This window comes from Opitutaceae bacterium TAV5 (assembly GCA_000242935.3).
Classification (GTDB): domain Bacteria; phylum Verrucomicrobiota; class Verrucomicrobiia; order Opitutales; family Opitutaceae; genus Geminisphaera.
The window spans coordinates 6572645-6598681 of record CP007053.1 but is presented as its reverse complement, the minus strand read 5'-3'; the positions used below and the strand labels follow the sequence as shown (position 1 = coordinate 6598681).

Annotated in this window: 21 protein-coding genes; 9 read left to right on the top strand and 12 right to left on the bottom strand. The window is 64.6% G+C overall.

Annotated elements, in window-relative coordinates; translation table 11 throughout:
• The first annotated feature begins 20 nt into the window (after window positions 1-20).
• Complete coding sequence (locus OPIT5_27810) at window positions 21-2537, top strand: 5-methyltetrahydropteroyltriglutamate--homocysteine methyltransferase (GenBank protein ID AHF93438.1); 2517 nt, start codon at window positions 21-23, stop codon at window positions 2535-2537.
• A 131-nt stretch (window positions 2538-2668) separates the two neighbouring features.
• Here OPIT5_27810 and OPIT5_27800 read toward each other — a convergent pair whose 3' ends face one another.
• On the bottom strand, window positions 2669-3745 hold the full coding sequence (locus OPIT5_27800; protein AHF93437.1) for an alpha/beta hydrolase: 1077 nt from the start codon (window positions 3743-3745) through the stop codon (window positions 2669-2671).
• 116 nt (window positions 3746-3861) lie between these two features.
• A complete protein-coding gene (locus tag OPIT5_27795) occupies window positions 3862-4293 on the bottom strand; it encodes a hypothetical protein (GenBank protein AHF93436.1) in 432 nt (143 codons plus the stop codon).
• Between the two features lie 107 nt (window positions 4294-4400).
• Between OPIT5_27795 and OPIT5_27790 the strand changes: the two genes are divergently transcribed.
• The 3 genes from OPIT5_27790 to OPIT5_27780 all read left to right on the top strand — a co-directional run bounded on the left by OPIT5_27790 (window position 4401) and on the right by OPIT5_27780 (window position 7587).
• On the top strand, window positions 4401-4688 hold the full coding sequence (locus OPIT5_27790; GenBank protein AHF94831.1) for a hypothetical protein: 288 nt from the start codon (window positions 4401-4403) through the stop codon (window positions 4686-4688).
• A gap of 19 nt (window positions 4689-4707) precedes the next feature.
• Entirely contained in the window at window positions 4708-6774 is a 2067-nt protein-coding gene (locus tag OPIT5_27785; GenBank protein ID AHF93435.1) for a histidine kinase, read from the top strand.
• 72 nt (window positions 6775-6846) lie between these two features.
• Window positions 6847-7587 (top strand): LytTR family transcriptional regulator, encoded by a 741-nt coding sequence (locus OPIT5_27780; GenBank protein AHF93434.1) that lies wholly within the window; start codon window positions 6847-6849, stop codon window positions 7585-7587.
• Between the two features lie 63 nt (window positions 7588-7650).
• Here OPIT5_27780 and OPIT5_27775 read toward each other — a convergent pair whose 3' ends face one another.
• The 5 genes from OPIT5_27775 to OPIT5_27755 form a co-directional block, all read right to left on the bottom strand.
• A complete protein-coding gene (locus OPIT5_27775) occupies window positions 7651-8931 on the bottom strand; it encodes a hypothetical protein (GenBank protein AHF93433.1) in 1281 nt (426 codons plus the stop codon).
• Entirely contained in the window at window positions 8915-9484 is a 570-nt protein-coding gene (aroK, locus tag OPIT5_27770) for a shikimate kinase (GenBank protein ID AHF93432.1), read from the bottom strand. The genes OPIT5_27775 and aroK overlap by 17 nt, the downstream gene beginning before the upstream one ends.
• 115 nt (window positions 9485-9599) lie before the next feature.
• Window positions 9600-10508, bottom strand: a complete 909-nt coding sequence (locus tag OPIT5_27765; protein AHF93431.1) for a peptidylprolyl isomerase — start codon at window positions 10506-10508, stop codon at window positions 9600-9602.
• Between the two features lie 53 nt (window positions 10509-10561).
• Entirely contained in the window at window positions 10562-12505 is a 1944-nt protein-coding gene (locus OPIT5_27760) for a hypothetical protein (GenBank protein ID AHF93430.1), read from the bottom strand.
• 71 nt (window positions 12506-12576) lie between these two features.
• A complete protein-coding gene (locus OPIT5_27755; GenBank protein ID AHF94830.1) occupies window positions 12577-12705 on the bottom strand; it encodes a hypothetical protein in 129 nt (42 codons plus the stop codon).
• Window positions 12706-12891: 186 nt separating this feature from the next.
• On the opposite strand from OPIT5_27755, the gene OPIT5_27750 reads away from it, so the two are divergent.
• The gene (locus OPIT5_27750) at window positions 12892-13956 is read left to right on the top strand and encodes a hypothetical protein (GenBank protein AHF93429.1); all 1065 of its coding nucleotides are present in this window, start codon (window positions 12892-12894) and stop codon (window positions 13954-13956) included.
• An 88-nt stretch (window positions 13957-14044) separates the two neighbouring features.
• On the opposite strand, the gene OPIT5_27745 is transcribed toward OPIT5_27750, so the two are convergent.
• Window positions 14045-14383 (bottom strand): ku family containing domain-containing protein, encoded by a 339-nt coding sequence (locus OPIT5_27745; protein AHF93428.1) that lies wholly within the window; start codon window positions 14381-14383, stop codon window positions 14045-14047.
• A gap of 288 nt (window positions 14384-14671) precedes the next feature.
• Here OPIT5_27745 and OPIT5_27740 point away from each other — a divergent pair, with 288 nt between their 5' ends.
• Window positions 14672-15727 carry a phosphoglycerate dehydrogenase gene (locus OPIT5_27740; GenBank protein AHF93427.1) on the top strand — a complete coding sequence of 352 codons (1056 nt, stop codon included), beginning with the start codon at window positions 14672-14674 and terminating at the stop codon, window positions 15725-15727.
• An 83-nt stretch (window positions 15728-15810) separates the two neighbouring features.
• Here the strand turns inward: OPIT5_27740 and OPIT5_27735 are convergent, their stop codons facing one another.
• On the bottom strand, window positions 15811-16845 hold the full coding sequence (locus tag OPIT5_27735) for a hypothetical protein (protein AHF94829.1): 1035 nt from the start codon (window positions 16843-16845) through the stop codon (window positions 15811-15813).
• Between the two features lie 98 nt (window positions 16846-16943).
• On the opposite strand from OPIT5_27735, the gene OPIT5_27730 reads away from it, so the two are divergent.
• The gene (locus OPIT5_27730; GenBank protein ID AHF93426.1) at window positions 16944-17984 is read left to right on the top strand and encodes a LacI family transcription regulator; all 1041 of its coding nucleotides are present in this window, start codon (window positions 16944-16946) and stop codon (window positions 17982-17984) included.
• A gap of 457 nt (window positions 17985-18441) precedes the next feature.
• Here OPIT5_27730 and OPIT5_27725 read toward each other — a convergent pair whose 3' ends face one another.
• From OPIT5_27725 to OPIT5_27715, 3 genes are all read right to left on the bottom strand, one after another.
• On the bottom strand, window positions 18442-20718 hold the full coding sequence (locus OPIT5_27725; GenBank protein AHF94828.1) for a hypothetical protein: 2277 nt from the start codon (window positions 20716-20718) through the stop codon (window positions 18442-18444).
• Between the two features lie 217 nt (window positions 20719-20935).
• Entirely contained in the window at window positions 20936-22258 is a 1323-nt protein-coding gene (locus OPIT5_27720) for a polysaccharide deacetylase (GenBank protein AHF93425.1), read from the bottom strand.
• A gap of 27 nt (window positions 22259-22285) precedes the next feature.
• Window positions 22286-23863 carry a hypothetical protein gene (locus tag OPIT5_27715; protein AHF94827.1) on the bottom strand — a complete coding sequence of 526 codons (1578 nt, stop codon included), beginning with the start codon at window positions 23861-23863 and terminating at the stop codon, window positions 22286-22288.
• 260 nt (window positions 23864-24123) lie between these two features.
• Between OPIT5_27715 and OPIT5_27710 the strand changes: the two genes are divergently transcribed.
• Together OPIT5_27710 and OPIT5_27705 are read left to right on the top strand one after the other, a co-directional pair.
• The gene (locus OPIT5_27710) at window positions 24124-25077 is read left to right on the top strand and encodes a hypothetical protein (protein AHF94826.1); all 954 of its coding nucleotides are present in this window, start codon (window positions 24124-24126) and stop codon (window positions 25075-25077) included.
• Between the two features lie 23 nt (window positions 25078-25100).
• A complete protein-coding gene (locus OPIT5_27705; GenBank protein ID AHF94825.1) occupies window positions 25101-25865 on the top strand; it encodes a hypothetical protein in 765 nt (254 codons plus the stop codon).
• Window positions 25866-26037: the final 172 nt, after the last annotated feature.

Here is a 26037-nt window from a genome sequence, read left to right as displayed (position 1 = left end):
GCTCGAATCAGGAAATCACCATGTCCGCATCCTCCACCGCGCCGTCATCCGGCGCATCCCTGTCCGTCGCGTCGCCGTCCGGCGGCGGCCGGCTCCTCACTCACACGCTCGGCTTTCCGCGCATCGGCGCGAAGCGCGAGCTCAAGAAAGCCACCGAGGCTTACTGGAAAGGGGAGCTCTCCCGCGACGCACTCGAAGCAGTCGGCCGCGAACTGCGCCGCACCCACTGGCTCGCCCAGCGCGAGGCGGGCATCGATCTGATCCCGTCCAACGACTTCAGCTTTTATGATCAGGTGCTCGACCTGAGCTGTCTCGTCGGCAACGTGCCGGCGCGTTTCGGCAGGGTGGACGGTAATGCCGGTCTCGATACACGTTTCGTCATCGCGCGCGGCGTGCGCGGCGGCGCCGGAGCCGGGGCGGGGGAGGGGGAGAGCGGCGGGGAACCTGCGGAGTGCCCGACGTGCCAGGTCTCCACCTTTGCCAGCGAGATGACGAAGTGGTTCGATACGAATTACCACTACATCGTGCCGGAGTTCTGCGAGCACACGCGCTTCCGGCTGGCGTCGTCGAAACCGTTTGACGAGTTCGCCGAGGCGCTGGCGCTGGGGATCAGGACGAAGCCGGTGCTGGTCGGGCCGGTCACGTACCTGACGCTTGGCAAGGTGCATGCGCACGGGCGCGAGGAGGGGGGGAAGACCGGCGGGGAATTCGACCGGTTTTCGCTGCTCGACGGGCTGGTCGAGGTGTACGCGGAGGTTGTGAAAAAACTCGGCGAGCTCGGCGCGGAGTGGGTGCAGTTTGACGAGCCGGTGTGCGCGCTCGACCTGTCGCCGGTGCAGCGCGCGGCGCTGGCCCGGGCCTATGCGCGACTGGCCGCGGTCGCGGCAGGGGCGGGCGGCGGGCGAGGCCTGAAACTCGTCGTGGCGACATACTTTGGCGGACTCCGCGACAACCTGCGCGATTTCCTGCAACTGCCGGTCGAGGCGCTGCACATCGACCTGGTGCGGGCGCCGCGCGAGCTCGACACGGTGCTGCGCGAATTGCCGGCGGGGCGGCGGCTTTCGCTCGGCGTCATCGACGGGCGCAACATCTGGCGCACGGATTTTGACGCGGTGCTGCCGCTCGTGAAAAAGGCCGTCGATCTGCTCGGGCCGGAGCGCGTGCTGCTCGCGCCGTCGTGTTCGCTGCTGCACGTGCCTGTGTCGCTGAAGCCGGAAACAAAACTCGATGCGGAGTTGCGCGGCTGGCTCGCGTTCGCCGAGGAAAAGCTCGGCGAGGTGGTGGCGTTGCGCGACCTTGCGGGGGCAGGTCCGGAGGAGGACGCCGCTGCGGACGGCGGAGCGGCGGCGACGATTCTGGAGGACAACCGGCGGGCGGCGGCCTCGCGGCGCGCGAGCACGCGGATACATCGCCCGGAGGTGAAGGCGCGGCTGGCAGCGGTGAAACGGAGCGATTTCGAACGGGCGTCGCCGTTCGGCGCCCGCCAGGCCAGGCAGCGCGAACGGCTGAAGCTGCCGCTCTGGCCGACGACCACGATCGGTTCGTTTCCGCAGACGGCGGAGATCCGCGCCGCCCGCGCGAAGTGGCGCAAGGGCGAGCTGGACGAGGCGGAGTACCGGGCGTTTCTCGAAAAGGAAACGGCCGACTGCGTGCGCTGGCAGGAGGAGATCGGGATCGACGTGCTCGTCCACGGAGAATTCGAGCGCAACGACATGGTGGAGTATTTCGGCGAACAGCTCGACGGCTACGCCTTCACGGCCAACGGCTGGGTGCAGAGCTACGGCACGCGCTGCGTGAAACCGCCGGTGATTTTCGGCGACGTGGCGCGCCCGCATCCGATGACGGTCGGCTGGTCCGGCTACGCCCAATCCCTGACGCGGCGGCCGGTGAAGGGCATGCTCACAGGACCGGTGACGATGCTTCAGTGGAGTTTCGTGCGCGACGATCAGCCGCGGCGCGACACGGCGTTCCAGATCGCACTGGCGTTGCGCGACGAGGTGCTCGATCTGGAGCGCGCCGGCATCGCGGCGATCCAGATCGACGAGCCGGCCATCCGCGAAGGCCTGCCGCTGCGGCGCGATGACTGGAAAAACTACCTCGAATGGGCGGTGGAGGCATTTCGCCTCAGCGCCGCCGGCGTGCGCGACGACACGCAGATCCACACGCACATGTGCTACTCGGAGTTCAACGACATCATCGCCGACATCGCCGCGATGGACGCCGACGTGATCACGATCGAGACCTCGCGTTCCAACATGGAGTTGCTCGGCGCGTTTGTGGATTTCCGTTATCCGGCGGAGATCGGGCCGGGCGTGTACGACATCCATTCGCCGCGCGTGCCGACGGTCGACGAAATGACCCGGCTCCTGCGCAAGGCCGCCGGGGTGATCCCGGTCGGCAATCTCTGGGTGAATCCGGATTGCGGACTCAAGACCCGCGGCTGGGCCGAGGTCAGGCCGTCGCTCGAGCACATGGTCGCCTGCGCGCGGATACTGCGCGAAGCGTTCGCGGCGACGAGCACGGACCGGTGCCCGTAATACCAGCGTCCCGAATGTTTTTGATTTTACACAAAGGCCGCAAAGGACGCGAAGAAGGCAACTGGCAATCCTTTGCGCTCTTTGCGGCCTTGGTGTAAAAATCCGAAGGCTTTGGGGCTTTGGTATAAGACCTAGGGTTCCTGATCGGACTCCGGCCCGGCGGGCGGCGCGGGCTTCCGTGCGGCGGCCTGCGTGCGGATGTCGAGAAAGGTGCGCAGCGGTCCGATGAAGCGCGGAAAATCCTCGATTTGCGGAAGGTGCCCGAGGCCGTCGAGCTCCACGAGTTGCGCGTCGGGGATGGCGTCGCGGGCGGCGCGGCCGAGCGCGGGATAGTCGCCGAGGGTGGGCCGGATTTCCTCGGGCGCGCGGGCCTTGCCGAGCGCGGTGCGGTCGCGCTGGCCGATGATGAGCAGCGTCGGCACCCGGAGGCGGGGGAACTCGTAGAGGACCGGCTGCGTGAAAATCATGTCATAGGTCAGCGCCTGATTCCACGCCATGCGCGGATAATCGGAACTGCGCAGGAAGTGCGCGAGCATCTCCACCCCCGGATCGTAGGCGGGCTGCCATTGGCCGTCGTAATAAAATTCGAGTTGGTACGCGCGGATGGTTTCCGGGGTCTGTTTCAGTTCTCCCTCGTACCACTCGTCGACGGTGGCGTACGGCACGCCTTTGGCCTTCCAGTCTTCCAGGCCGATCGGGTTGACGAGCGTGAGCGAGAGCGTGTCGTGGGGAAACATCAGCGCGTAGCGCGTGGCGAGCATGCCGCCCATCGAATGGCCGAGAATGTGCGCCCTGGTTACGCCGATGCTTTCGAGCAGGGCGCGGGTGTTGGCGGCGAGTTGCTGGAACGTATACTGATAATGCGCGGGTTTGGAGGATTTGCCAAAGCCGATCTGGTCGGGCATGACGACGCGGTAACCGTCTTCGCGGAGGGCCTCGGCGGTGTCCTTCCAGTAGGCGCCGCTGAAATTCTTGCCGTGGAGAAGCACGACGACGGCCTTCTCCTGCCTGAGCGGGCGCACGTCCATGTAAACCATTTCGAGAGCCTGCTGCTGGTTTTCGAAGGCGTAGGTCCTGACCGGAAACGGATACGGAAACGCGTCGAGGCGGAGGGCGTCGGCGCGTGCGCCAGGCACGGCGGATGCAAGCAGGGCGGCCAGCGCGAACAGAACGACGGGAGGGAGAGAGGGGAGGTGATGCGTTTTCAACCCGACGATTTTAGGCAGGGTCGCGCGCAATGCAACCGGCTGGCGGGGTTGGAGCCCGGGGACGTTGATGCCCCGGGTTTATTTATCCCCTTTGGGTCCAGCACCTCCGAGGTTCTTTATTTCGTCAATTCGCCGCGAGCCTCGCTCCGGCGAACGCTGGCGGGGTCGGCCTGTTCGAAGGTGTTCCGGACGAGCCGGCGCAATCGCCGGACGGAAAGGCGGAGGCGAAACACACGGCGGGCCGGTCCCTTGTTGGACGGATGCCAGGTGAACTCGTTGGCTTCCCACTGGAACTCGTGCCAGTGCCGCAACTGGGCTATGCCCTGGATGAAGTCGCGGTCGGCATCGAAATGGCGCGGCCACATGTAGTCGATGACAGGACGCAACAGACGGGCCGGCAGGTAGAGGCCGCGGGCCATGACAACGCGCTGGAAATCATCCGGAGAAAGATTGTTCTTCTGGCAGTAGCGTTGGGCGAAAGTCGGGAGGTCGCGCATGGTGTGGCGGTGAGAGATCGGTCCGGGCGAGCGGGAACAGGTTGCATTCATGGAATCCGGGGAACGGAAAATGTGCAGATGGCAGTCATAGCCTGCTGACGCCCCCGGCGGACGGTGTAAAATCACGATCTGCGAAACTGACGGCAGGCTCGGTGAAAATGGCGTTTCGCCCGGTGAAAACCGGCCGGTCTCCATCGATCCCCCGGACGGCGCGCCGGCACGGTGCCCTGACCCCGGGGAATTTCACCGCCGGAAATGCCGGTTTCACCGGAAACACCGGCGGTTTTGCAGAAAGCGACTTTATCCGGAAGACAGAGCCGGTCTGGATGCGGTCGCTCCCGGCTTCGGTCATCGGCTCCTTCGTTGCCGCATCTATGCTTCCTGAAGGACGTCCGCTTTCAGGAAGCCGGCTGTCCAGCAACGATGCCCGCTCCGGTCCCGGTTAGCCGGAGCGGGCTTTTTTTCATGAACTTTTTCCCACAAATCCGGAACCGGTTTTTGCTGGCATGGCTTTTGATTGCACCGGCCTTGAGTCTGCCTGCGTCTGCCGTCCTGGCAGAACCGCCGACTGCCGCCGTGGCGGATACGCCGGTGCCGCTCGCTCCGGTGCTCTCTTTCCTGCGCGACCCCGGAGGGCGGGCCACCCTGGACGATATCCGTTCCGGATCACCGGCTTCCGGCTGGCAACCTGCCCGGGGCGGGATTCCGAATTTCGGTTACACGGCCGATGCCATCTGGCTGCGTTTCCGGGTGTCGTATCCGGAAAACGGCGACAGGGTTTCCCGTCGCTGGCTGGTGGAGCTGGAAAGCACCCGGTTCGACGAGATCGACTGGTTCCTGCTGGAAAACGGACACCTGGTCCGGAGCGAATCCGCCGGCCACCTCCGCCCGCCCGTCCGGGGCGGAGGGCATGCCGGGCGGCAACCGCGTTATCCGGTGCTCATGCTGGACGAACTGGAGCCGGGCCGGACGTTCGAGGTGTACCTGCGCTTGCGGACGGAGATGACGTTTTTCACTCCGCTGACGCTCTGGCCGCAGGCTGCCTGGACGCCCGTCGTCGAACGGCGCGCCTGGCGCGGGGCGCTTTTTTTCGGCTACGTCGCCGGGCTGTCCGTGCTCGGCATCATCATGGCCGGGCTGACGCGCAACCGGGGTTTTCTCCTGTGTTACTCGCTCCTGCTGGCGAGCATCGGCGCGCTCCTGTTTTGCGTGAACGGGTATTATTCGTGGCTCGGCTGGCCGGGGGCGGTATTCTGGTCGCGCCACGGCGTGCTCCTCTGGCACGGGCTGGCGCTGCTCGGCCTGGTGCTGTTTGTCCGGCTGATCTTCGAGGTGCCGCGCCATCTGCCGCGGCTGGACCGCTGGTGGCGGGGCATGGCGATGGCGACGGCGGCCTGGATGGTGCTGGCGCCTTTTGGTCCGTACCGGATGCAGATCGTCGCGGTGCAGGGAGTCGAGGCGATCGCGTGCCTGGCGGGCGTGATCACGGGAATCTGTTTCATCTGCCGCGGCGTGAAATCCGCGCTCTGGATTCTGGCCGGCTGCATCGGCCTGTGCATCTGGCACCCGCTCCTGTATCTGAAATTTCTCGGCGTGCTGCCGATGACGGTGTCGATGGAGCAGGTCATGCAGGTTTCGGCGGCGCTGGCCGGATTGTTTTTTTTCGGCGCGATGGCGGACCGGCTGCGACAGATCCGTTACGAAGGGCAGATCGCTGCGCGGAAGGAAAACGAACTGCGCGAGGAGATGACCCGGAAACTCGAGCAGGAGGTGCGCGAGCGGACCGAGGAGCTGCGCCAGGCCAAGGAACGCGCCGAGGAGGCCAACCGCTTCAAGACGCTCTTCCTGGCCAACGTCAGCCACGAGATCCGCGCACCGTTGAGCACGCTGGTCGGGCTTTCCCAGGCCATGTGGATGCAGTCCGGCCAGATGAACCTGCCGACGGAGTTTTCCCGGTTTCTCAACCAGATCCGCACCGGTGGCCAGTACCTGAATCTGATGCTGACCAACATGCTCGACATTTCCGCGGCCGAGGCCGGCCGCATCCCGCTGCACCGGACAAAACTCGTCCTCGATGAATGGCTCGATTCGATGCGCAATCTCCTCGAACCCATCGCCACCAACCACGACATCCGGGTCCGCTGGGACATCGGTTCGGACGAGGACGACATCCTCGGCATTATGGAAACCGATTCGGTGCGCCTCACGCAGATCCTTCTCAATATCGCGCACAATGCCATCAAGTTCACGCCGCGCGGCGGCGCCGTCGCCATCAGCGTGACGAGACTGGAAAACGTTTTGCGCTTGATGGTCAGCGACGAGGGGCCGGGGATTCCGGAAGTGGAGCGCGAGTCGGTCTTTTCGGCATTTCGCCAGTCGGAGGCGCAAGCGCTGGTGCGAAACGATGGCGTCGGGCTGGGCCTTTACGTGGTGCAGTTGAATGTCGGTTTGCTGGGCGGCCGGATCGGAATTTTCGACAATGTGCCCTGCGGCGCACGGATTGTCGTGACACTTCCCGGCGCGGCGTCGTGATGGGTTGCAATCCGGCGCGGGTGTCTCGTACGCTCCCGCCCTTTCTGCCACTCGCACCGACTCGTTACGCCAATGCGTCTTGCCATTATTGACGACAACCCGATCGATCGCATGAACCTGCGCAACCTGCTGCTGGCGCACAAACAGGAGATCGCAGGAGAGGCCGAAAACCTCACGGAAGCCCGCGCCCTGTTGCGCGAACATCCGCTCGACGCGATCTTCCTCGACGTGCAACTGGGCAGGGAAAACGGCTTCCGGCTGCTCGATACGATCGAGGCGGGGCCGGGCCGGCCGCAGATCGTGTTTTGCACGCTGCATTTGCACTACGCCGCGGACGCCTTTGATGTGGATGCGGCGGACTATCTGCTCAAGCCGATCATGCCGGAGCGGCTGGCGCGGACGTTGCAGCGCCTGGTGGTTGCCACCGGGAAAAAAGGCGACGACGACGCGGACGAGGCGCCCGTCCGCCGGCTCGAGCTCGACGACCTGCTGGCGTTCCGGCAGGGGGACGAACGGCGCATTCTGGAGGTCGGGAGGATCGCGGCGATCGCGGGCGAGGGCGACTACAGCCGGGTGATTGCGGCCGACGGGCGGGAGTATCTCGACAACCGGCGGCTGCGCGACTGGCAGCGCCTGCTGCCGGCGCGGCGTTTCCAGACGCTGGACCGCTCCACGATCATCAACCTGGCGGAGGTGGTGTCCTGGCGGCAGAATGACGACGGCGCGCGGGTGACGCTGCGCAACTCCGCGCATCCGTTCCCCATCGGCCACCTCGCGCTCCGGCGCCTGGAGAAGCACGCGGACCTGCGGTAGCGAAGAACGGAGGGAGACCGGCGGCATTCCGTGTCGTCCGGCGGTTCGGGGAGCGCCGTCCCGTCAGGCGGTTTCGGCGGCGTATTCGGACAGGACGAGCGGATCGGTTTCGGCGGCGCGGGCGGCGGCGAGGCGCGCCAGTTCGCCGAGTCGCGCCAGGGCCCAGACGGCGTGGGCGCGGACGACGGCGGGCGGACCGCTTTCGCCGCCGGGTGTGGCGAGCCGGAGCAGCGCATCGCCACATTCCCGGGCGCGTGTGTTGCCGGCGACGATACAGGCGTTGCGCAGGAGGCCGGCAAGCTTGATGCGCTTGATCGCCGTCTTGCGGAAGATGGCGGCGAATTTTTCCGGCGTCAGTTCGAGGATTTCGATCAGGGCGAGTTCGCGCAGTTCGGGGCGCGGCGTCAGGAGCAGGCTGCGGCTGGCCTGCGCGAAGCGGTTCCAGGGGCAGACTTCAGCGCAGATGTCGCAGCCGTAGATCCGGTCGCCGATGCCGGCGCGCAGGTCGCGCGGGATGATGCCGCGGTTTTCGATGGTCTGGTAGGAAATGCAGCGGCGGGCATCGACCACGCCCGGGGCGGTGAAGGCCTGCGTGGGGCAGGCGTCGAGGCACCGGGTGCATTTGCCGCAGAGCAGCCCGGGCTCTTCGCGGACGGCAGCGGCGCGGGTCAGCGGCGGGTCCGGCTCGATGTCGATGCGCGCGAGGATGCCGGCGAGAAAAAGCCAGTTGCCGAATTTCCGGGAGATGAGCATGGCGTTTTTCCCCTGAAAACCGAGCCCCGCCCGCGCCGCCCAGGCGCGTTCGAGGACGGGGCCGGCATCGACGTAATAACGGTAGTCGCGCGGGCCGACGCCAAACAGCTCCTCGATGACCTGGCCGGCGGCTTCGAGGCCGGGTTTTACGGTGTCGTGATAATCCGAATACAGGGAATAGCGCGCCCAGACCGGAGCGGCGGAAGGGGAGGCAGAGGGGGGGCGCTCATGGTTTCGGAGCGGCGGCGTCCCCGCCGCCGGACGGGACGACAGTTCCGCCAATCCTGGGCGCGCTGACGCGCGTCCGGCGGCGGGGACGCCGCCGCTCCGTGCGGGTGGGACGCCAGCGCCACTTTCTCCCGGCCAGTAGTTGATGCCGAGCATGATGACGGTGGCGACGTCGGGGAGAACCAGGCGGGGAGAGATGCGCTTGTCCGCGGTGCGTTCCATCCAGTGCATGTCCGCGTGGTGACCGGCGGCGATCCAGGCGCGCAGGCGTTCGCCGCGGATTTCGCTGGCGCGGGCGAAGCGCACGTCGTCGAAGCCGAGCGCAAGCAGGCGGGCGCGGAGGAGTTCACGCCGGGTTTCCATGCGGGGCGGACCGCTCGCTGGCCCGGGCGAAGTCCACGGCGTCGCGCTGGTAGACGCGGAGCACGTGCCGGGCGATGTCGTGCATGGGGCGGTTGTCGGTCAGGATCATCGTGCCGGCGCGGCGGTAAACGGGTTCGCGGGCGGCATAGAGCGCGCGGATGCGTTGTTCGGGGTCCTCGACGTTGAGGAGCGGGCGCGAATTGCCCCGGGTGCGATCGAGGATGGTCTGGATCGTGGCGTGCAGGCAGATGACGATGCCGCGGGTCTGGAGCAGGTCGAGCATGCCGGGCTGCACGACGAGTCCGCCGCCGCAGGCGACGACCTGGCGGGTGGCAGGGTGGCCGGTTTCGATAAAGTCGCGTTCCATCTTGCGGAAGGCGGCCTCGCCGTCGGTGGCGAAGATTTCCGGAATCGTGCGGCCTTGCAGGCGTTCGATCTCGTGGTCGCTGTCGATCCAGTGAAAGCCGAGGCGTTGCGCGACCACGCGGCTGACGGTGGTCTTGCCGGTTCCCATGAATCCGACGAAGTAGAGATTGACGTCCTGGGCGTGCATCTGTGTGCGGGAGACGAAAGCCCGTGCGGCAGGCTTGCCAAACACGAAAAACGGAAAAGGGCGGTCCGGAATGGACCGCCCTTTTCATCTCGGGTCTGAGGATGGACAGGATGCCTCAGTTGACGGCAGCGGGAGCTGCCGGCTCGGCCGGAGCCGCCGGGGCTGCCGTGATGTCGAGCAGTTCGACGTCGAACACCAGGGTGGCGAAAGGCGGGATCTTGCCGCCGGCGCCGTTGGCTCCGTAGCCGAGGTCGGAGGGGACGTAGAGCTTGATCTTGCCGCCCTTCTTTACCTGCTGGAGGCCTTCGGTCCAGCCGGGGATCACGCCGTTGAGCGGGAATTCGGCGGGTTCGCCGCGCTCTACGGAGCTGTCGAAGGTGGTGCCGTCGAGAAGCTTGCCGGTGTAGTGAACCTTGACGGTGTCGGTGGCCTTGGGCTTTTCGCCGCTGCCTTCGGCAATGGTCTCGTAGGCGAGGCCGCTCGGGAGGAAGGTGACGTTCTGGTTGTTCTTCAGATCGGCAAAGAACTTGTCGGCTTCGGCCTTGCCTGACTCGGCGGCCTTGGCCTGGGCGGCTTCCTGACGGGAGCGGACCACCTTGTCGATGGCGGGACCGACCTTTTCGAAGTCGGGACCCTTCTCGCCGTTGAGGGATGCGGTGATGCCCTTGATGATGGCGGACTTCTGCTCTTCGGAGAGATTGGTCAGTTGAAATTGTTGTCCGATCATGCGATCGCCGATGAACCAGCCAAGGGATTCCAGGGCTTCGGTTTCGGAAATATCGGCGACGGGAGCCTCGGCAGCCGGAGCGGCGGCGGGAGCATCCTGCGCCTGGAGCCCGGCGGCGAGGCCGAACAGGACGGTGGACAGTTTAAGGGTTCGGGTGAATTTCATGATGGTTGGTTTGCTCGCCGCGGCAGCCGGGCGAAGAGGGCTGCATGACGTTGGCACGACGTTGTGGCAAATCCATACTCGCGGGCCAACGAATTGCGAACGCAGGGGGAAATTTTGCCGGCAGGGGCGCACGTCACGTGCTCCCCCTGTTTCGCCAGGCGCTTCCTGCGCGGAAACATGCAGAATTACGGATGCTCGATCACGACATGGCCGTGGAAGCCGTCCTTCTCGCGCTGGCTGAAGGCGGAGACGATGCCCCAGAAGCGGGCAAGTTGTTCGAGGGTCGGAAGCGTGGCCGGGTCGATATGAACGCGTTTTTTGGCCGGTTTCGGCGCGGTGGCGTTCTCCGGGTCATCGGTCGCTCCGCCCGGGGCCGCGGCCGCCTCGTCGGCGGAAGTGGCGTTGGCAGAGGCTTTTTCGTTGAGGAACGACACGGCCGTATTGGCGATGGCGAGCAGGTAGGGAGGCAATTCGGTGACGCTGATGTCGAAGGAGGCCGGCGGAGCCTTGGCGACGGCGGCGGCGATGGCGGGGCGTTTCCAGAACGGGTCGGCGGCTCCGGCGGCGTCCTTGCCGGCGGCGATCGCGGTCAGGGAGGCTTCGAGGGGCGCGGCGTCGCCGACATTGATCAGCAACCAGTCGCCGGTGATGGCGTAATGCACGCCGCGGGGCGCAGTGACGCCGCCGGCGCCGGGCAGGGCGAGACTGGAGACGGTGACCCCGGCGAACTCGCGCCGGGTGAGTTGCGAGGAGAACGAGGCGAGCACGGTTTTTTTCAGGGCTTCGATGGCCCGGGTGAAGGCGGCCGGATCGGCGAGCGAGAGCGCGTAGAGCTGGTTGGCGTTTTCCAGCGAGGCCGTGGTGCCGGCGGCGGGCCGGGCGATGCCGCTGAGGTAACGGGTGCCGAGGCTGCCGATGAGGTCTTTCTTGAGGTCGATGCCGGCGGCCTGGTTGAGTTGTCCGATGTAGCCCTGGGCCATGCCGTGAACCATCGGGTGAAGGCTGGCGACGAGTTCCTCGAGCGCAGCCCAGGCGCGGGGAAAATTGAAGTTGCCGGTGCTGGCCTGGTAGAAGCTGGCGGGCGCCCAGTCGGGCAGGGTGACGGGACCGTCTTCCCAGGCGAGGAGGCTGAGGAGGCCGCGCTGTTCGCTGAAGGCGAGGACGCTGTCGATGCGGGTGGCTTCCTTGCCGATGGCGGCGGCGAGGCCGACGTGGCGGACGGCGTCGAGGCCGAGGGCGTTGAGGAGATGGGTGGCGGGCACGCCGAGCATGCCGGCGGCGGGGTCCTGGCCGGACGCACCGAGCGCGGCGACGGCGGCGTTGATCCGGGTGTAAACGGCCTGCCAGTTGAGAAAGGCCACAAAACCGGCCCCGGGCGTGCCGGCGGCGATGGCGGCATAATCGGGGCGCGTGGTGATGTTCTTGTCGAATCCGCCGGCGTCGAGCTGGCCGAGGACGGCTTGCAGCGAAGGGAGGTGACCCGAGGCGAGGAAGACGCCGTTGCTGATGGCGTAGCTGACCGACGGAATCTCCCGGGTGGTGTCGGCGTCGGCATCCTTGTCGACGAAAGTGACGGTGTGGAGAGTCACGCTGCCGGTCTGGCTGGTGGAGGTTTTGAGGTTGCCGGTCTTTTCGCCTTCCTTGCGGGCGGCATCGAGGATGGCAGCGAGCCGCCCGGCCTTGTCGCCGGTGCGGAAAGCGACGATGACGCGGGGGCTGTTGAACTCGTTGGAGAGGGCCTTGCCAACGGCCGCGTCAGAGGAGGAAGGGAGGGGGATTTCGGAGTCGGGGACGAAAAGAACGGCGTCGCCGGTGGCGCATTCGAGAAGTTCAGGAAGCGAGGCGCCGGTGATGGTTTTCACCTTGGCGTCGAGATCCTTGAGGAAGGTAAATTCCCTGCGGATTTCGCCGAAGCTCTTGTCCCACATCGGATCGGCGAGCCCGTGGTACCACGGGCTGTTGGCGAGGCTCTGCGAAAAGGCCGGCACATCGGCGATGCTCGCGACGAAAAAAGCATTGTCCGGCACCAGGCGGACGAGCGGAGCCGATCCGGTGGCGGAATCGGGAGCGGCAAGGAGAGCGGTGGCCCCCAGGACCAGAGCCGGAAGCAGACAATGTAAGGGTTTCATAAGTGGATGAACGGCCCACAAAAAAGATATCGGCACGCTTCGCCAAGCGAGGAACGGCGGTGGAGGGCCGCTTATTTGATCTCCTTATGCAATCGGATGGCAGAAAAAGGTGAGCGGGTGAATGTCGCGAGAAGGCGGCCGGACGAGCAGGAATGGCCGCGAAGGGGCGCAAAAATCCTGATGCGCATGGAGCCTTCCATTGCGCTTGTAAGCGCGCGGAAGATTCTCGCCGGGCAGAAATATTTTTGCGTCCCTTCGGCGGCTATTCCGGTTTGGGTCGCGGGCAGTGATTGGTCAGGGGTATCAGACGCGAGGAGGATTTTCGGACGTAACCGTTGGACTCTCCGGCCGGGACTGTTTTCCTGACGTGACCACGTCCGGCCCATATGCGTCACTTCATCTGTTCTTGCGGTAACACGCTGTTTTTCGAAAACACCACCTGTCTCCAGTGCGGGCTGGACGTCGGGTATGACCCGGTGGGTGCGCGGATGGTCGCGCTGGCCCCTCAAGACGGAGTGGTCCGGTGCCGGAACGGGCAGGACTACGGGGCGTGCAACTGGCTGGCGGTCGGCAACGGCGAGGTTTTTTGCAAATCCTGCCGGCTCAACCGGACCGTTCCCGACCTGGGGTTTCCGGGCAATCGCGACGCGTGGAAACGCGTGGAGTCGGCCAAGCGCCGGGTGCTCTACACGCTGTTTCAGCTAGGCATCGATCCGCCCCGGTGGATCGACGATGCGGGGCGCGGGCTGGCGTTCGACATTCTTGCGCCGGTGGACAGCACGCCGGTGCTCACGGGGTATGCGAACGGCGTCATCACGCTGAATCTCAACGAAGCGGACAGCGCGGAGCGGGAGCGCCGTCGCAACCAGCTGGCCGAGCCCTACCGCACGCTGGTGGGACATTTCCGTCACGAATCCGCCCACTATGTCTGGCAGCAGTTTTTTGGCTGGAAGGCGGAGGGCGACGTGGCGCTGCAGGCCTTTCGCGAGCTTTTTGGCGACGAGCGCGCCGACTACGCGGCGGCGTTGCAGCATTATTATTCGTACGGAGCGCCTCCGGGGTGGGAGACGGAGTTCATTTCCGGCTACGCCACCGCCCATCCGCACGAGGACTGGGCGGAGTGCTGGGCGCACTACCTGCACGTGACGGACGGCACGGAGACGGCGGCGGATTTCGGGCTCAACAGCAAGGCGGTGCCGATTCCCTTCACCCGTTTCCCGCCGGAGGCCGCGGACCTGCCGCTGGGACTGAGCCTGGAGGCGGGCGAGAAAAAACGCTTCATGGAGGTGCTGCACTCGTGGGCGAAGCTGTCGCCTGCGCTCAACGAAGTCGCCGCCAGCATCGGCCAGGACACGCTCTATCCGTTCATTTTTTCCCTCAAGGTCGTCAGGAAACTGTGCTTCATCCACTGGATGGTCCTGGGCTGGAAGCAGGTGAATGGAACGATGTGAACGGAAGGACCCGAGGGCAGCATGATCGCCCGGACGGTGTTTTCGGAACCGGAACGCGATGCGGAGCGCTCCCGGGTGGCTGCGCGGTTCAGCGGCCCTTGTGTTTTCGTGTCATGGCCGCCTTTTTGGCCGCGCGTGAACGGACGGGATCCGGTCTGGCCTTGCCCTGGCCCACGGCCTTGTCGCGCTGTGCTTTTTTGCGCGTGGCGCCGGAGGCCGTGCCTTTCTTCGGGCTCTTCAGCTTGACTCCGGCCCGGCGCGCTTCGGAAAGACCAATGGCAATGGCTTGCTTGCGTGATTTGATATCAGGATCGCCCCGTTCGTAGCGTTTCATTTCCTCGTGGACGAATTCTCCTGCCTGGGTGGAGGGTTTTTTCCCTTCCCGAGCTTTCCGGCTCGCTCTCTTGATGGTGGTTTGGGTCGGCATGGTGGTGGCGGGTTGGACAGACAGCAGCCAGCCTTCGGATTCCGGGTCGGGTCGGTTCTGACCTCGGAGCGGGCTCCGGTCCGGCGCTGTCGGATGGTTTCCGGCCTTCACCTTATACCATGACTCCTTCAGCCGCCATCCGTGCAAACCCGTGTTCGCCTATGGGAGGAAATACGGCAGGCGGAACTCGGGCAAAAAGGATCGGGCGAAGAGGCAAGGGCCGTTTTTCAACCAGTCGATATTCGGGAAAGTTGTCGGCGGGGCAGCCGCAGAATCAGGGTGCAAGCCATGCAATTCGAATCCGGGCTCGCTACATTGTCCGTCAGGAAAGTCAGGGAAACCCTTGCGCATCCACCGGCGGTCATTGCGCTGACCGAGGCGGATTACGCCTTGTTTTTTCCCGGAGCGGCGCGCGCTCGTCTGGAGGCATTGCTGCCCGGGCGGCAACGTTGGGAGGCCGGCCTGACGGGCGAGGCCTGGCCAGAGTGGCTGCGGTCGGAGCAGATCGGGATTGTCGTCAGCGGGTGGTCCACACCGCGACTGCCGGAAAGGACGGATGCGTTGCGTTCGGTTTGTCATGTGGGTGGCTCGGTGCGGGATGTGGTTCCCCGTTCGTTGCTGGAACAGGGGGTCGTGGTGACGAACTGGGGTTCGCTCGCCAGTCGCAGCGTAGCGGAGGCAGCCCTGCACCTGACGCTGTGCGCCTTGCGTCGCACGCCGCATTACCTGGACCTGATGGCCGGGAATGGCGGCGGGTGGTCGGCCAGGCCGCACGGCACCCGCAGCCTCTATGGCCGGCGGGTGGGGATCCATGGACTGGGTGCGGTCGCGAGATCGCTCATACCGCTGTTGCAGCCCTTCGGCTGCCGGATTTCGGCTTGCAGCGAGGGGGCGCCGGCACGGATTTGCGACGAATTGGGAGTGCGGCGGGCGGCGTCGCTGGACGAGCTTTTTTCGGGAAGCGAAATCCTGATCGAGGCGGAAGGCCTGACTCCGGCATCGCGCGGCAGCGTGGACGAGCGCAGGTTGCGGTTGTTGCCGGCAGGGGCTGTCTTCGTGAACGTGGCACGGGGAGGGCTGGTGGCGGACGAGGCGGCGCTGGCCCGCGTCGCGGCAGAACGCGGGCTGCGCCTGGCGCTCGACGTCTATGCGCAGGAGCCGCTGCCGGCGGAATCGCCGCTGCGCCGGCTGCCGGAGGCATTTTTACAGCCGCACATTGCCGGACCGACCGACGACGAGGCCGCGCGATGCGGCAAGAGGTTGTGCGATAATCTGGTCCGCGTGCTCGCTGGCGAGACGCCGCCCGACATCGTGTCGCTCGCCGCTTACGACCGGTCCACGTGAGAAGCGAGACGGATGTATCCGGAGGTGACGGCTTCCGCCGGCCGGATGCAGGTCGCCACCGGAGCGCGGCGGGATCCCTGACGTCACGGGCTGACCAGCGAAGTGCAGGAGCGTCCGTCACGCCAGACACCGCGTATCAGGTGAAGCTCGGGCTGGCGTCCGGCGTGGGCGTCAGCGAACGTTTCGGCGCGGGAGACGAGGAGTTCGGCCGCGCGGCGGCCCACTTCGGCAGGACACTCGTCGATGCCGGCGTAGAAGCCATCGGGTTCGGGCAGGGACGCGAGCGCGAGAGAAACTTTTGCGGGCACGGGTACGTCGAGCTTGTGTATCAGCTGCGGGATGATGCCGGGAGCGGTGAGGAGAGCCGTGGGCTGTTCGCGTTCGAGCCAGGCATGCAGGGAGTGCTCGTCGGGTTCGTCTTCGAGATAGGGCGAGAGGCGATCGGCGGCGGGCAGGGTCGTCTGATAGAGAAGAAAGGCGGCCAGGTAGATGCCGTTCAGGCGGTCGTTGAGGGATCGGGGAACGGCGAAGCCGATATGGCGGTGTCCGCGGGCGGAGAGTTGTTCGATGACATCGAGAATGGTGCCGTAACGGTTGACCGCTACGGCGTGGAGCGAGGTGTGCCGGAGCGCGAAGCCGAGAGTCACGCCGGGAATGCTGCCGAGGTCGCAGTTGAGCATGGGATCCTCGGGCGTGGCGGGGCAGAGGAAGGCGCCGCGGATGCCGCGGTTGCGAAGAATGGCGGGCAACCGTTCCACACCGCGGGGATAGTCTTTCAGGTCGAAAGGACAGACGCGGTAACCGAAGTTGCGGGCGACGGTGCCGGCTCCGTCAAGGTAGGCGAGGTTTTCGGGACACTGGCGCCAGCTGGAGTCGGGCGGCGACTGGACGATCCAGGCGAATTCTCCCTGATAGGCGGGTGTTTCGCGTCCCTTGCGATAGGAGGCGAGCGCGGCCAGCATGGGGTCGCGTTCGTAACCGAGTTCACGGGCCACCTGCATGACCTGTTCGCGCGTCCTGGTGTTGACCTTGGAGCTTTTGCTCAAGGCAAGGCTGACGGTGGAAAAGTGCAGGCGGGCGGCCCTGGCGACATCTCTTTGTGTAATGCGTTGAGGCATCGGATCGGAAATCGGGCGTGGTGGTTGGTGCGAACTGGAAACAGGATTGTCCAAAAAACTCGTAACGCCACGACTTCATCGCTTACACGGGTGAGTAAATGCTCTCTCCTCGCATAACCCAGAAAGACATTGCCCTCAAGACGGGCGTCAACCGCGCTACGGTTTCTCTCGCATTCAGGAGCCACCCGAGCATTCCGGCCGCCACCCGCGAGCGCATCCTGCGGATCGCCGACGAACTCGGCTACATGCCCGACCCCATGCTGACGGCTCTCGCGCAGTATCGTCATCACCGTCGTCCCGCCGCCTTTCACGGAACACTTGCCTGGCTGGTTTGCCTGCACCCGGAGTATGACTGGAAACGCTCTCCGCATTATCTCGACTACTACACCGGAGCGTCACAACGGGCCGTGCGCCACGGCTTCAAGCTGGAGGTGGTGGAGTTCGACCCCGCCGGGATGAATGTCGGCCGCATGGCGTCCATTCTGCGCGCCCGCAATATTGGCGGCATCCTTCTTTGTCCGCAGCCCACCGCCCATGCGGTGATGGATTTTCCCTGGGAACACTTTGCCGCCGTGACTTTCGGCTACACGCTTTCCCGGCCGGCGATGCACACCGTGACCGCCGCCCACTACCGTTCGGTCCGCCAGACCATCGCCGAGCTCTGTCATCGCGGTTACACGCGTATCGGCGTGGCGATCAACGATAACGTGGACAGACGCTGTGACGACACTTACCGGGCTGGCTTCCTGATCTCCCGGTCGCTCGGCTCACCGGATCTCTTTTGCGAGCCTTTCCATCAAACACTCGATATCATCGAAACGCCGGCTCCGTTTCTGGCATGGATCCGGAAAGCAAAACCCGATGCAATTCTGACCACCGAGTTTCGCACCTTTCCTCTTGTGCGCTCGGCCGGCTTTCGTGTCCCGGCAGATATCGGCATGGCCTGCGCCAGTTTGCCGACTTCCGAAAGCGGGATGAGCGGCATCGTGGAAAACTCGATACATATCGGCGAAATAGCCGTCGACCAGCTCGTGGCGATGATCAATCGCGGGGAACGCGGCATCCCCGAATATCCGCAGCGGTTGCACGTCGAAGGCAAGTGGCACGAGGGACAAAGTTTGCGGGCGCGACCGGCCTGAGGTTGATCCCGCGGCGGGATGGCGGCGGTTTCCATCGCCGGTGCGGTGAACCAGACGTCCCTCGTATCCGGAATCCCATGGCGCTGGCGGGCGCGACGGTCATTCTGTTTTGAATCTACAACCTATTGGCTGTTAATGAGGTTATGGGTATCGGTTTTTTGTCAATTTGTTGATTTTCAATGAACTGGTCACTCCCGGCACGAGTCCCTGTGATTTCCGTGCAATGGATTCTTTCCCTGGCACTTTTCCCGTGAAGATAGCATCCCCTCGTTCGTGATCCGTTTGGGTGACAGCCGCGTTTCTTGCCGGCGTCATGCAGCCGGGCCTGTATGCGGCCGGGGCGGACGCCCCGGCCGCTCCGAAGGCCAGTACGCGTCGTGATGGCGGGTCGCGCTGATTTTCCGGGAAACACAGAACCGGTCGCCGGCTCCCGGAGAACGGACCCGGAGGAATCGGGTCAGGGGACGACGATCGTGAAGACCTGGGTGCGGCGGTTGGTCGGGTTGCCCTGCTCGCTGGCGGCGGCGGTGACCGTCCAGGTGCCGGAGGCGAGAGGAGTCTGGACGATGACATTGCGGCGATTGCCGGCGTCCATGCCGAAGTGACCGGATGGGTCTTCGAGAGAGAGGTCGATGACGTGGCCAGCGCCGGTGAAGGAGACGTCGAGCCGCGTGACGAGCGTGCCGACAGGAGAAGAGGCGGCAACGGTGAGAGCGGAAAGAGCCGGAGAACCGGTGACGGAATCGAGCACCAGCGGTTGCAGGGCGTCGGAGGAGTAGCCGGGGGAGACGTAGTTGAGGCCGGGAGCATCGGAGCCGGTCAGGCTGGCGTAATCGCGGGTGGTGTAGCTGGGCTCGAGCGGATAACCGTCGGGGCTGGTGGATCGGGTGACGATGCCGGTGACGCCGAGCGCGGCGGGCCACCGGACGGTGGCGTCACCGTCGGTCGAATACGCTCCGACGTCCACGCCGCTGCGGGTATTGCCGGCGCCCGGATGCACGGCGGCCGTCAGTTCGCGGTCAGGACGGGTCTTGAGATAGACGCGATCGAAAAGGACCGGAAAACCGTTGCTGCCCCAGCCGCCGCCGGACTGGTCAGTGGTACCGATATGTAGCGACTGCGAATCATAGTCTTGGGGCCAGACGTTGTTGACGGACATGTTGACGCGGGTCATGACCAGGCCACGCCCTCCCTGTGTATCGAGCTGGTTGCGACTGAGGAGGCAGGAGGCGTTGCTGTCGAGGGTGACACGATAGAAGTACGCGATGTTATGCATGCCTTCGGCCATGGATTCGAAGCCGTCGGCGTGGAGAGGAGAGATCGTCGGGTCGTTGGGCCAGGCATAACCGCCGGTGCCGGTGGCGTCGACGGTGAGGCCGGACGGAAGAGGATTCCAGTTGTCCCAGCGGGTGGCGGTGAAGGAGGAGGCGGTGGTGGGGGAGGCAAGGATGATCCGGTAGGTGCCGGCCAGTGCGGGCCGGGTGGTGGCTCCGACAATCACCCAGTTGGTGCCGGCGGGGAGAGTCAGGGGAGCGGAGGTGTTGAGCGTGACCGTGAAGCCGAGGCCGGAAATGGCGGTGCAGGTGATGGAAGCGATCGGGACGGCAGCACCATGAGCGGTACGGGTGCCGTGAACGCCGGTGATGGAGCAGTTCTGCACAAAGACGTCGGCTCCGGAACCGCTGGTGGTGCCGCAGACATCGATGGCATCCTTTTCCTTGCTGCTGGTCGAGCGGGTCGCGAAGAGATCGACAGGCACGCCATTGACGACGGGGAGGCCGGCAGAGTGATCGGCCTTGAGACCTTCGAGAAAAAGGCTCGCGGTCTGGGCGGTGGGGGCGATGTAGGTGGTGCCAAGATCGCCGCCGATGATGCGGACATGGCGGCCGGAGACGACGCCAAGGTTGCCGGTGCGGGTGACTGTGGGGGAGAGTTGCACGATGACATCCTCGTCCGCGGCGAAGGTGCGGGTATTGAAGCCGGCAGAGGGAGTCCACGTTGTGGGAGCAACCAGCGTGGGCGGGGCATAGCGGAGTTTGTCGGTATACTCCCACTCCGGAAGGGACTCGTCGAAATAGACCGCCATGCCGGTGAAGGTGCTGTTGCCCGGGCAGAGGGTGTAGCGTCCGGCGGCCCAGGTCGTGCTGGCATCGGTGGCGGTCAGAACGGGCGAGGTTGCGCCATTGAGGTAGACAGAGACGGTATCGGACGAAGCGTCGAAGATGACGGTGAACGTATTCCAGGCGGCGGGATTGTAGCTGGTCGAGGCGGGGCTGACGGCGGCCAGGAGGGTGGCGGCGCCGGTGCCGCCGTAGAGGGCGAGCGTGGCGGTGTCGGTGAGGGCCAGCTTGAAGTTGGCAACGGAGGAACCGGTGTGGCTGAAGAGTACGCTCCAGTAATCGCGTCCTGGGGTGTCGGGGCTTTCGAGCGCGGCGAAATCGAAACGGCCGCTGGTGACATTGATGCCGGTGGGTTCGCGCCAGGCCTTGGGATTATTGACCGTGTCATTGTCGGCGAGGTACATGGACTTGAGCCCGCTCAGGGCATAGTCGATGCTGACCAGGGCCTGGGACGTGCCGCCGAGGTTGGTGACTGTCCAGCCGCCCTGTCCGTTGAGATTGCCGACGGCAAGGGATTCGAAGCTGTCGAAGGGAATCGGTGTCTGGGAACGGAGGGAAGCAGGCGACGCCAGCCAGAGTCCGAACGCGCCGAGGAGGCAGATGCAGGTTTTCATGCGAGTCCAACGATTGCGGATGATTGACCGTCGGACGCACCGGCGCCCGGCAGGCAGGGGAAAGGGACATCGCAGAGTCCGGTCAGGCGAGGCAAGGAACCTTCATCCAGTTGAAATTCCGGATCCTCGCGACGGGACACCGCTGGCGACGGCGCCGGCACACCGGAGGAAATCCCGGAGTGAAGGGAAATCCGGATACAGGGTGCCCGGTTGCAGCTCAGATACCGGGGACGCGGGCCAGTTCGGACGGGGTGACGAAACGGGCCTCGTGGGCGACGAGAAAGTCGATGATGCGAACGAAATTTTCGAAACGGGCATCGTCCCACTGCGCAGGATGCCCCTGGATCACATAGTAGCGGCGCGAGGCCGAGGTGGCGGCGTAGCCGGCCGCGAATTTTTCGGGGTTGGGAACGAAGAGCGGATTTTCGATCCCCACGCCCCAGTCGCGGTCGAGGATGACCTTGCCGGCCGGCGCCGTCTTGTCGCCATAAAGCCATACGGTGATGTCGGAATCTTCGGCGAGGACGCGGCTCGTCGCCTCGTCGGTGACATTGAAGGGAGCGCCGAAAGTGGAGAACGCAAAGCCGAGGCGCTCGCGGGCGAGGCGCTGGCTGAGGGCGAGATGATCACGCTGGTGCTCATAACCGGAGCCCTTGAACTCGTAGACGTCGGCGCCGTTATCTTTCCATTGCCGGTGATCGTGACCGTGATACCAGAATTCGACGAGACCGCTGGCCTGGCATTCCTTGATCCAGGAGAAGTAGGCCGGGTTGTCGGCTTCGAACGATTGGGCAATGATACCGATGCCCGACTTGATGCCGCGTTCGCGCAGGAAGGAGACAAATTTGGCCCAGCGCGGATGGACGCCGCGGGGAATGGCGCGCAAGTCATCGGCCTTGATAACGACATACAGGCCGCGGGCGCCATCGCTCCCGGCCGCAACCGGCGCGGGGGCGGGGAGGGGCGGCGCTGTATCTCCGTCGGCTCCGCCGAGGTCGACAAGCTCGATGTCATCGAAGTCGATCACGCCTTCCTGTCTCGCATAGGTGTGCAGCCAGAGTGCAATGGTGGCAACTCCGGCCGGAGCGGCGACCGTGAGTTCGAAAGGCTGCCACTGGTCTCCGGTATTGGAAACCTGGGCGTGGGCAACCCCGGGATCGCCGACCATTTTGCCGGCGGAGTCCAGAAAACGAACGGTAATGCCTCCGTAAGTACCGGGAGAATGTGTGCGGGCCCAGAAGGCAACTTTGTAGCGGTGACCGGGAGCGGTGGGAAAGTCGCGGCTCATGGCCCGGGGAAAGGCGGTAGCCGAGTTGTCCGTAATGCTGAAACCGGACTTGCCGGTACGGGCGGCGGATTCGTTCACCGTGGCAGTGGTGTCGGGCGGGCTGACGAAGCGCCAGCCGAGGTCACCTTCTTCAAAGCCCCCGTTTTCGAGGATGTTTGCCGGCGCCGGTCCGGCGGCGTGGAGCGTGACAGGCAGAATGCCGGGCGCGGCAAGGAGCGTGGAGAGAAGCAGCAGGGACAATGTGGTTTTCATGTGTAAGACGGCGGAGGCCGGGATGCGTCAGGGACGGGGTTGCACGATGAGGCGGGCAGGGGGGGCCTCGACCCGGCCCAGCGGATTTTCCAGGGAGACGGTGTAGTTGCCGGCATCGGCAGGCGTGACCGCGGGCAGCACGAGTTCGAGGCCGTGCGAACCCGGCACGTCCGCACCGTCCTTGCGCCAGCGGACGACGGGGGCGGGCTCGCCGCCGCCGAGAACGCGCAGAACAACTTTTTCGCCGGCGACGGCCGTGCGATCAGCCGGCGGAGTGTCGATTGCGGGAGCGGAATCATAACACTGAAGACGTTCGAAAATGTCGCGGGTGAAATTGAAACCCATCTTGCCCCCGGGCGCGGCGCCCTGGAAAGAAGGTTTGCCGTTTTTCTTCCCGTGCCAGCCGACCTTCATCTTGTAGAGAAGATCGGAACCGCCGACGAACATGGCGGCATGCAGCCGGTTGGCCTCGTCGGTAGGCTGTACGGGCCAGGTGCCGAGCGCCTGCATGGTGGCGCGGGTGAGCACTTCGTTGAAAAAGCCCTCGTAAACATAACCGGCATCGCTGCGCACACCGCCGGCATCCCAGGATATGAATTCATAACCCATGCCCCAGCGACCTTCGAACGGGCTGCGGGAGCCATCGGCGAGGCGGGCGGTAAGGGTATCATCGATACGGAATTCACTGATAACGATGTAGGGCCACATCCGGTACACAAGGGCCGAGAGGAGGGCCATCGGGTCGTAGGGCACACGGGTTTTTCCAAGGATATCACCGCGGAACCAGGGATCGAGGTCGGCGGGACGTTCGAGCAACTGGTAGACGAAGGGCGGACGCATGCCGGCGGCGTAGCCTCCGCCGGTGTCATGGCCGCCGGTTTCGAGGAGCTTGCGTCCGGCCATTTCCCAGCAACCGACGATATGACGGAAGCCAAGACGACGCAGTTCGGCGAGCCAGTGTTCGTAATCGAAGGCAGCGAGCTCGGCGTTGACCGCATCGGCGCCCCCGAAGTAGTGCCAGGCGGCGATCATCACACCGACGTAACCTTCGACGTGGTTCGGGTTCCATGACTTGCCCCAGGATTCGGCCTGGGGGATGTCGCGCTTGATCCAGGCGCCGGCGTTGTGGCAATAGTTGCCGGCGGCGGCGAGGGCGCGCATCAACCAGTCGCAGCGTTCATGTTCATCAGCCGAGAGACGGTCCCAAAGCGCGGGTGTGCGGCGCACGAGGGCGAGGGTCTGGGCGAGGGGATTGTCCGCCCAGCCGGCGATGACGCCGCGCGCCATGGGTTCATTGCCGCCGGCGATGACATGGCGGACATGCTCGAGGGCACGGTCGGCCGGCACGGTGCCGTCGGTGGCGCGGGCGGCGGGATCGAGGCGGGCGACGAGGGCGAGATAATACATCGCGCGGCTGGTGTGCAGGGTATTCCATGTGCCGAACTCGGTATCCACTTTCGGGCCATAGCCCCAGCGGGCGAGGTCGCAGGCGACGGCCTCGTCGATCACCGCCGGGCTGAACGCCGGGGCAGCGGGGAGAGCGGAGGAGGCGAGAAGAATGGAGAGGAGCACGGGAAGCAGACGAGACAGGCGAAGAAACGGCATCGGGTCACAACGTGTCGCGAGCGGACAAAGAGACAAGAGGGCGGATTTTCAACCAGTCGATATCCGGGCAGGACCGGTTCCGGCGCATGATTCGCGACCGCATTTCTCGCCCGGTATGCAGGTGACGGCGCGATCCCGCCGATTTCAACTTGTCGATGAAAGGGCGGGTGGCGCGCCTGTATTTCCCGGCCATTTTACCCCTGTCAGATGAATTGCCCCATCTGCAATCAACCAAACGTAACGTCAAACATCCCAGTGTCATGATCAAGATCGCACGCCTTCTCGCGGCCGTTTTCGGCCTCGCTTCCGTCACCTTTGTTCACGCTCAGGTTACCGTCATCGCCTACGGTGGCAACAGTCCGACAACGGGCAACAGTGACTATGTCACCGCCAGCCAGAGTTTCCAGCGCACGACCACCAATCTTGCGCCAGGTGATTTCCGCACATCGTTCACCGATACCGCGCCCCTGAACCCGTCCTCCGGGTATCTGGGACCGCGGTTTTATGGCGGTTTCGAGATCCTTACCTCCAACACGACAGGTACGGGCAATGTTGGCATCATTGGCGGGCAGCGTGTCGTCCAGAGCACGCCCGACAGTATCCAGGTCGTCAGCGCATTCACAACGGTATGGCCCACCTCGACCACAGCCAGTCTCGCCGGTTACCTGCTCTTCCGGCAGGAAGACTGGCGCGACACGGCCGGAGGCGCCTCGCCCCTGAGCAGCGGAGGCGTCACTATCAGTTCGCTGACAGCCACCTACTCGATCGTGACCGGCAACAGCAGCTATACCAATGGCACGACCACCCGCTGGATCGTGCAGGATGCCAGCGGTCAATACTACATCTCCCAGGCATCCACCACGCCCGACCTGGAGCTGGTTACAACCGCTACGCAGAATGTGGCCGATACCAGCTGGGCGGCCATCACTCCGGCCACCAGCGGAAGCCTCAATCTCGATCTCGGTTCGCTCAATTATTCCGTAACGGGCACGGCCATGATGGCAGCCTCCGTGACTGCCGCGGGCTTGTACTTCGAAAACGACGCCTTCAGTGGCAGCGGAACTGCTTCCTCGCAATGGTTGTTCCAGCTCAACTCGCTGGGTCTGACGGCCACCGCAGCCATTCCCGAGTCCGCGACCGTCAGCCTGCTCTGCGCCGTCGGAGGGCTGATTTTTGCTGCGGTGCGTCGCTACTGCCGGCCCGTGATCTGCTAACCCGCCGTCCTGTGGTTTCACTTATGCCAATCTTCATACATCCGTCCCTGCGGCGCCCGCGGTGCCGGGCCTTCACCCTGATCGAGCTGCTTGTCGTCATCGTGATTATCGGCGTGCTGGCTGCCATTATTCTTCCGGTTCTCGGCTCGGTCCGTCAGCAGGCCCGCATCATAAAATCTCTCTCGAACCTTCGGCAGATTGCTCTCGGGCAGCAACTTTTCGCCAACGCCAACAACGATTACTTTGCTCCCGGCCAATATGATAACTACAACGGGGCGTCGGTGACGTACTGGATGGATTATCTGGACGCCTACATCGATACAGATCGTCCTCAGGGAGAACGTGCGGAAGTTTATCAGGATCCTGCTGCGCTCAAAGGCTCGGCAGCCAATCCGCCCACCTATGCGTTGATCCACTATTCCATGAACCAGGCGGTCGTAGGAAGTCGTCAGGATGCTGACACCGGCGTACGGACCTCGGCCTTTTCCGGACGACCGGTCGTCCCGGCGAGCCAGATTGAGCGTCCCAGCCAGACCATTCTTGTGGTCACCGGTGTTCAGGATCCCGTCAATGGCAACGCCGCTGCCTCGATATACGGAAATGGTATCAATTTTAATACGACAGATCTCGAAACCCTCATTCCCTCGGCCACGGTGGACATGGGGACGGATTCGTTCGGTGGCATTGCCTATCGGTTGAAAGATTCAGCCGGAGCAGGAATGGTTGACTGTAGCGTCCGGAAATTCAAGCGCGGCACGATCACCTACGGCAATCTTCTCCCCTGGTGACAGCCAAAATCCCGAGGAAAGCGTTCTCCGATCCCGTTCCTCCGGCTCAGGGACTCCATGACAGGCTTCCGTTTCCCGGTATTCCTTTGCTGGCTACGGTTGACATTCTGGTGGCTGGCGGCGGCTCCGCAGGTTGTTGCGCCGCCATTGCCGCCGGGAGGCTGGCGCCGGG

Coding starts and splice junctions, on each gene's coding strand:
- OPIT5_27810 (AHF93438.1), top strand. CDS start 21: ATGTCCGCATCCTCCACCGCGCCGTCATCCGGCGCATCCCTGTCCGTC.
- OPIT5_27795 (AHF93436.1), bottom strand. CDS start 4,293: ATGAATGCAACCTGTTCCCGCTCGCCCGGACCGATCTCTCACCGCCAC.
- OPIT5_27790 (AHF94831.1), top strand. CDS start 4,401: ATGGCGTTTCGCCCGGTGAAAACCGGCCGGTCTCCATCGATCCCCCGG.
- OPIT5_27785 (AHF93435.1), top strand. CDS start 4,708: ATGAACTTTTTCCCACAAATCCGGAACCGGTTTTTGCTGGCATGGCTT.
- OPIT5_27780 (AHF93434.1), top strand. CDS start 6,847: ATGCGTCTTGCCATTATTGACGACAACCCGATCGATCGCATGAACCTG.
- OPIT5_27775 (AHF93433.1), bottom strand. CDS start 8,931: ATGGAAACCCGGCGTGAACTCCTCCGCGCCCGCCTGCTTGCGCTCGGC.
- aroK (AHF93432.1), bottom strand. CDS start 9,484: ATGCACGCCCAGGACGTCAATCTCTACTTCGTCGGATTCATGGGAACC.
- OPIT5_27760 (AHF93430.1), bottom strand. CDS start 12,505: ATGAAACCCTTACATTGTCTGCTTCCGGCTCTGGTCCTGGGGGCCACC.
- OPIT5_27755 (AHF94830.1), bottom strand. CDS start 12,705: ATGGAAGGCTCCATGCGCATCAGGATTTTTGCGCCCCTTCGCGGCCAT.
- OPIT5_27750 (AHF93429.1), top strand. CDS start 12,892: ATGCGTCACTTCATCTGTTCTTGCGGTAACACGCTGTTTTTCGAAAAC.
- OPIT5_27745 (AHF93428.1), bottom strand. CDS start 14,383: ATGCCGACCCAAACCACCATCAAGAGAGCGAGCCGGAAAGCTCGGGAA.
- OPIT5_27740 (AHF93427.1), top strand. CDS start 14,672: ATGCAATTCGAATCCGGGCTCGCTACATTGTCCGTCAGGAAAGTCAGG.
- OPIT5_27735 (AHF94829.1), bottom strand. CDS start 16,845: ATGCCTCAACGCATTACACAAAGAGATGTCGCCAGGGCCGCCCGCCTG.
- OPIT5_27730 (AHF93426.1), top strand. CDS start 16,944: ATGCTCTCTCCTCGCATAACCCAGAAAGACATTGCCCTCAAGACGGGC.
- OPIT5_27725 (AHF94828.1), bottom strand. CDS start 20,718: ATGAAAACCTGCATCTGCCTCCTCGGCGCGTTCGGACTCTGGCTGGCG.
- OPIT5_27720 (AHF93425.1), bottom strand. CDS start 22,258: ATGAAAACCACATTGTCCCTGCTGCTTCTCTCCACGCTCCTTGCCGCG.
- OPIT5_27715 (AHF94827.1), bottom strand. CDS start 23,863: ATGCCGTTTCTTCGCCTGTCTCGTCTGCTTCCCGTGCTCCTCTCCATT.
- OPIT5_27710 (AHF94826.1), top strand. CDS start 24,124: ATGATCAAGATCGCACGCCTTCTCGCGGCCGTTTTCGGCCTCGCTTCC.
- OPIT5_27705 (AHF94825.1), top strand. CDS start 25,101: ATGCCAATCTTCATACATCCGTCCCTGCGGCGCCCGCGGTGCCGGGCC.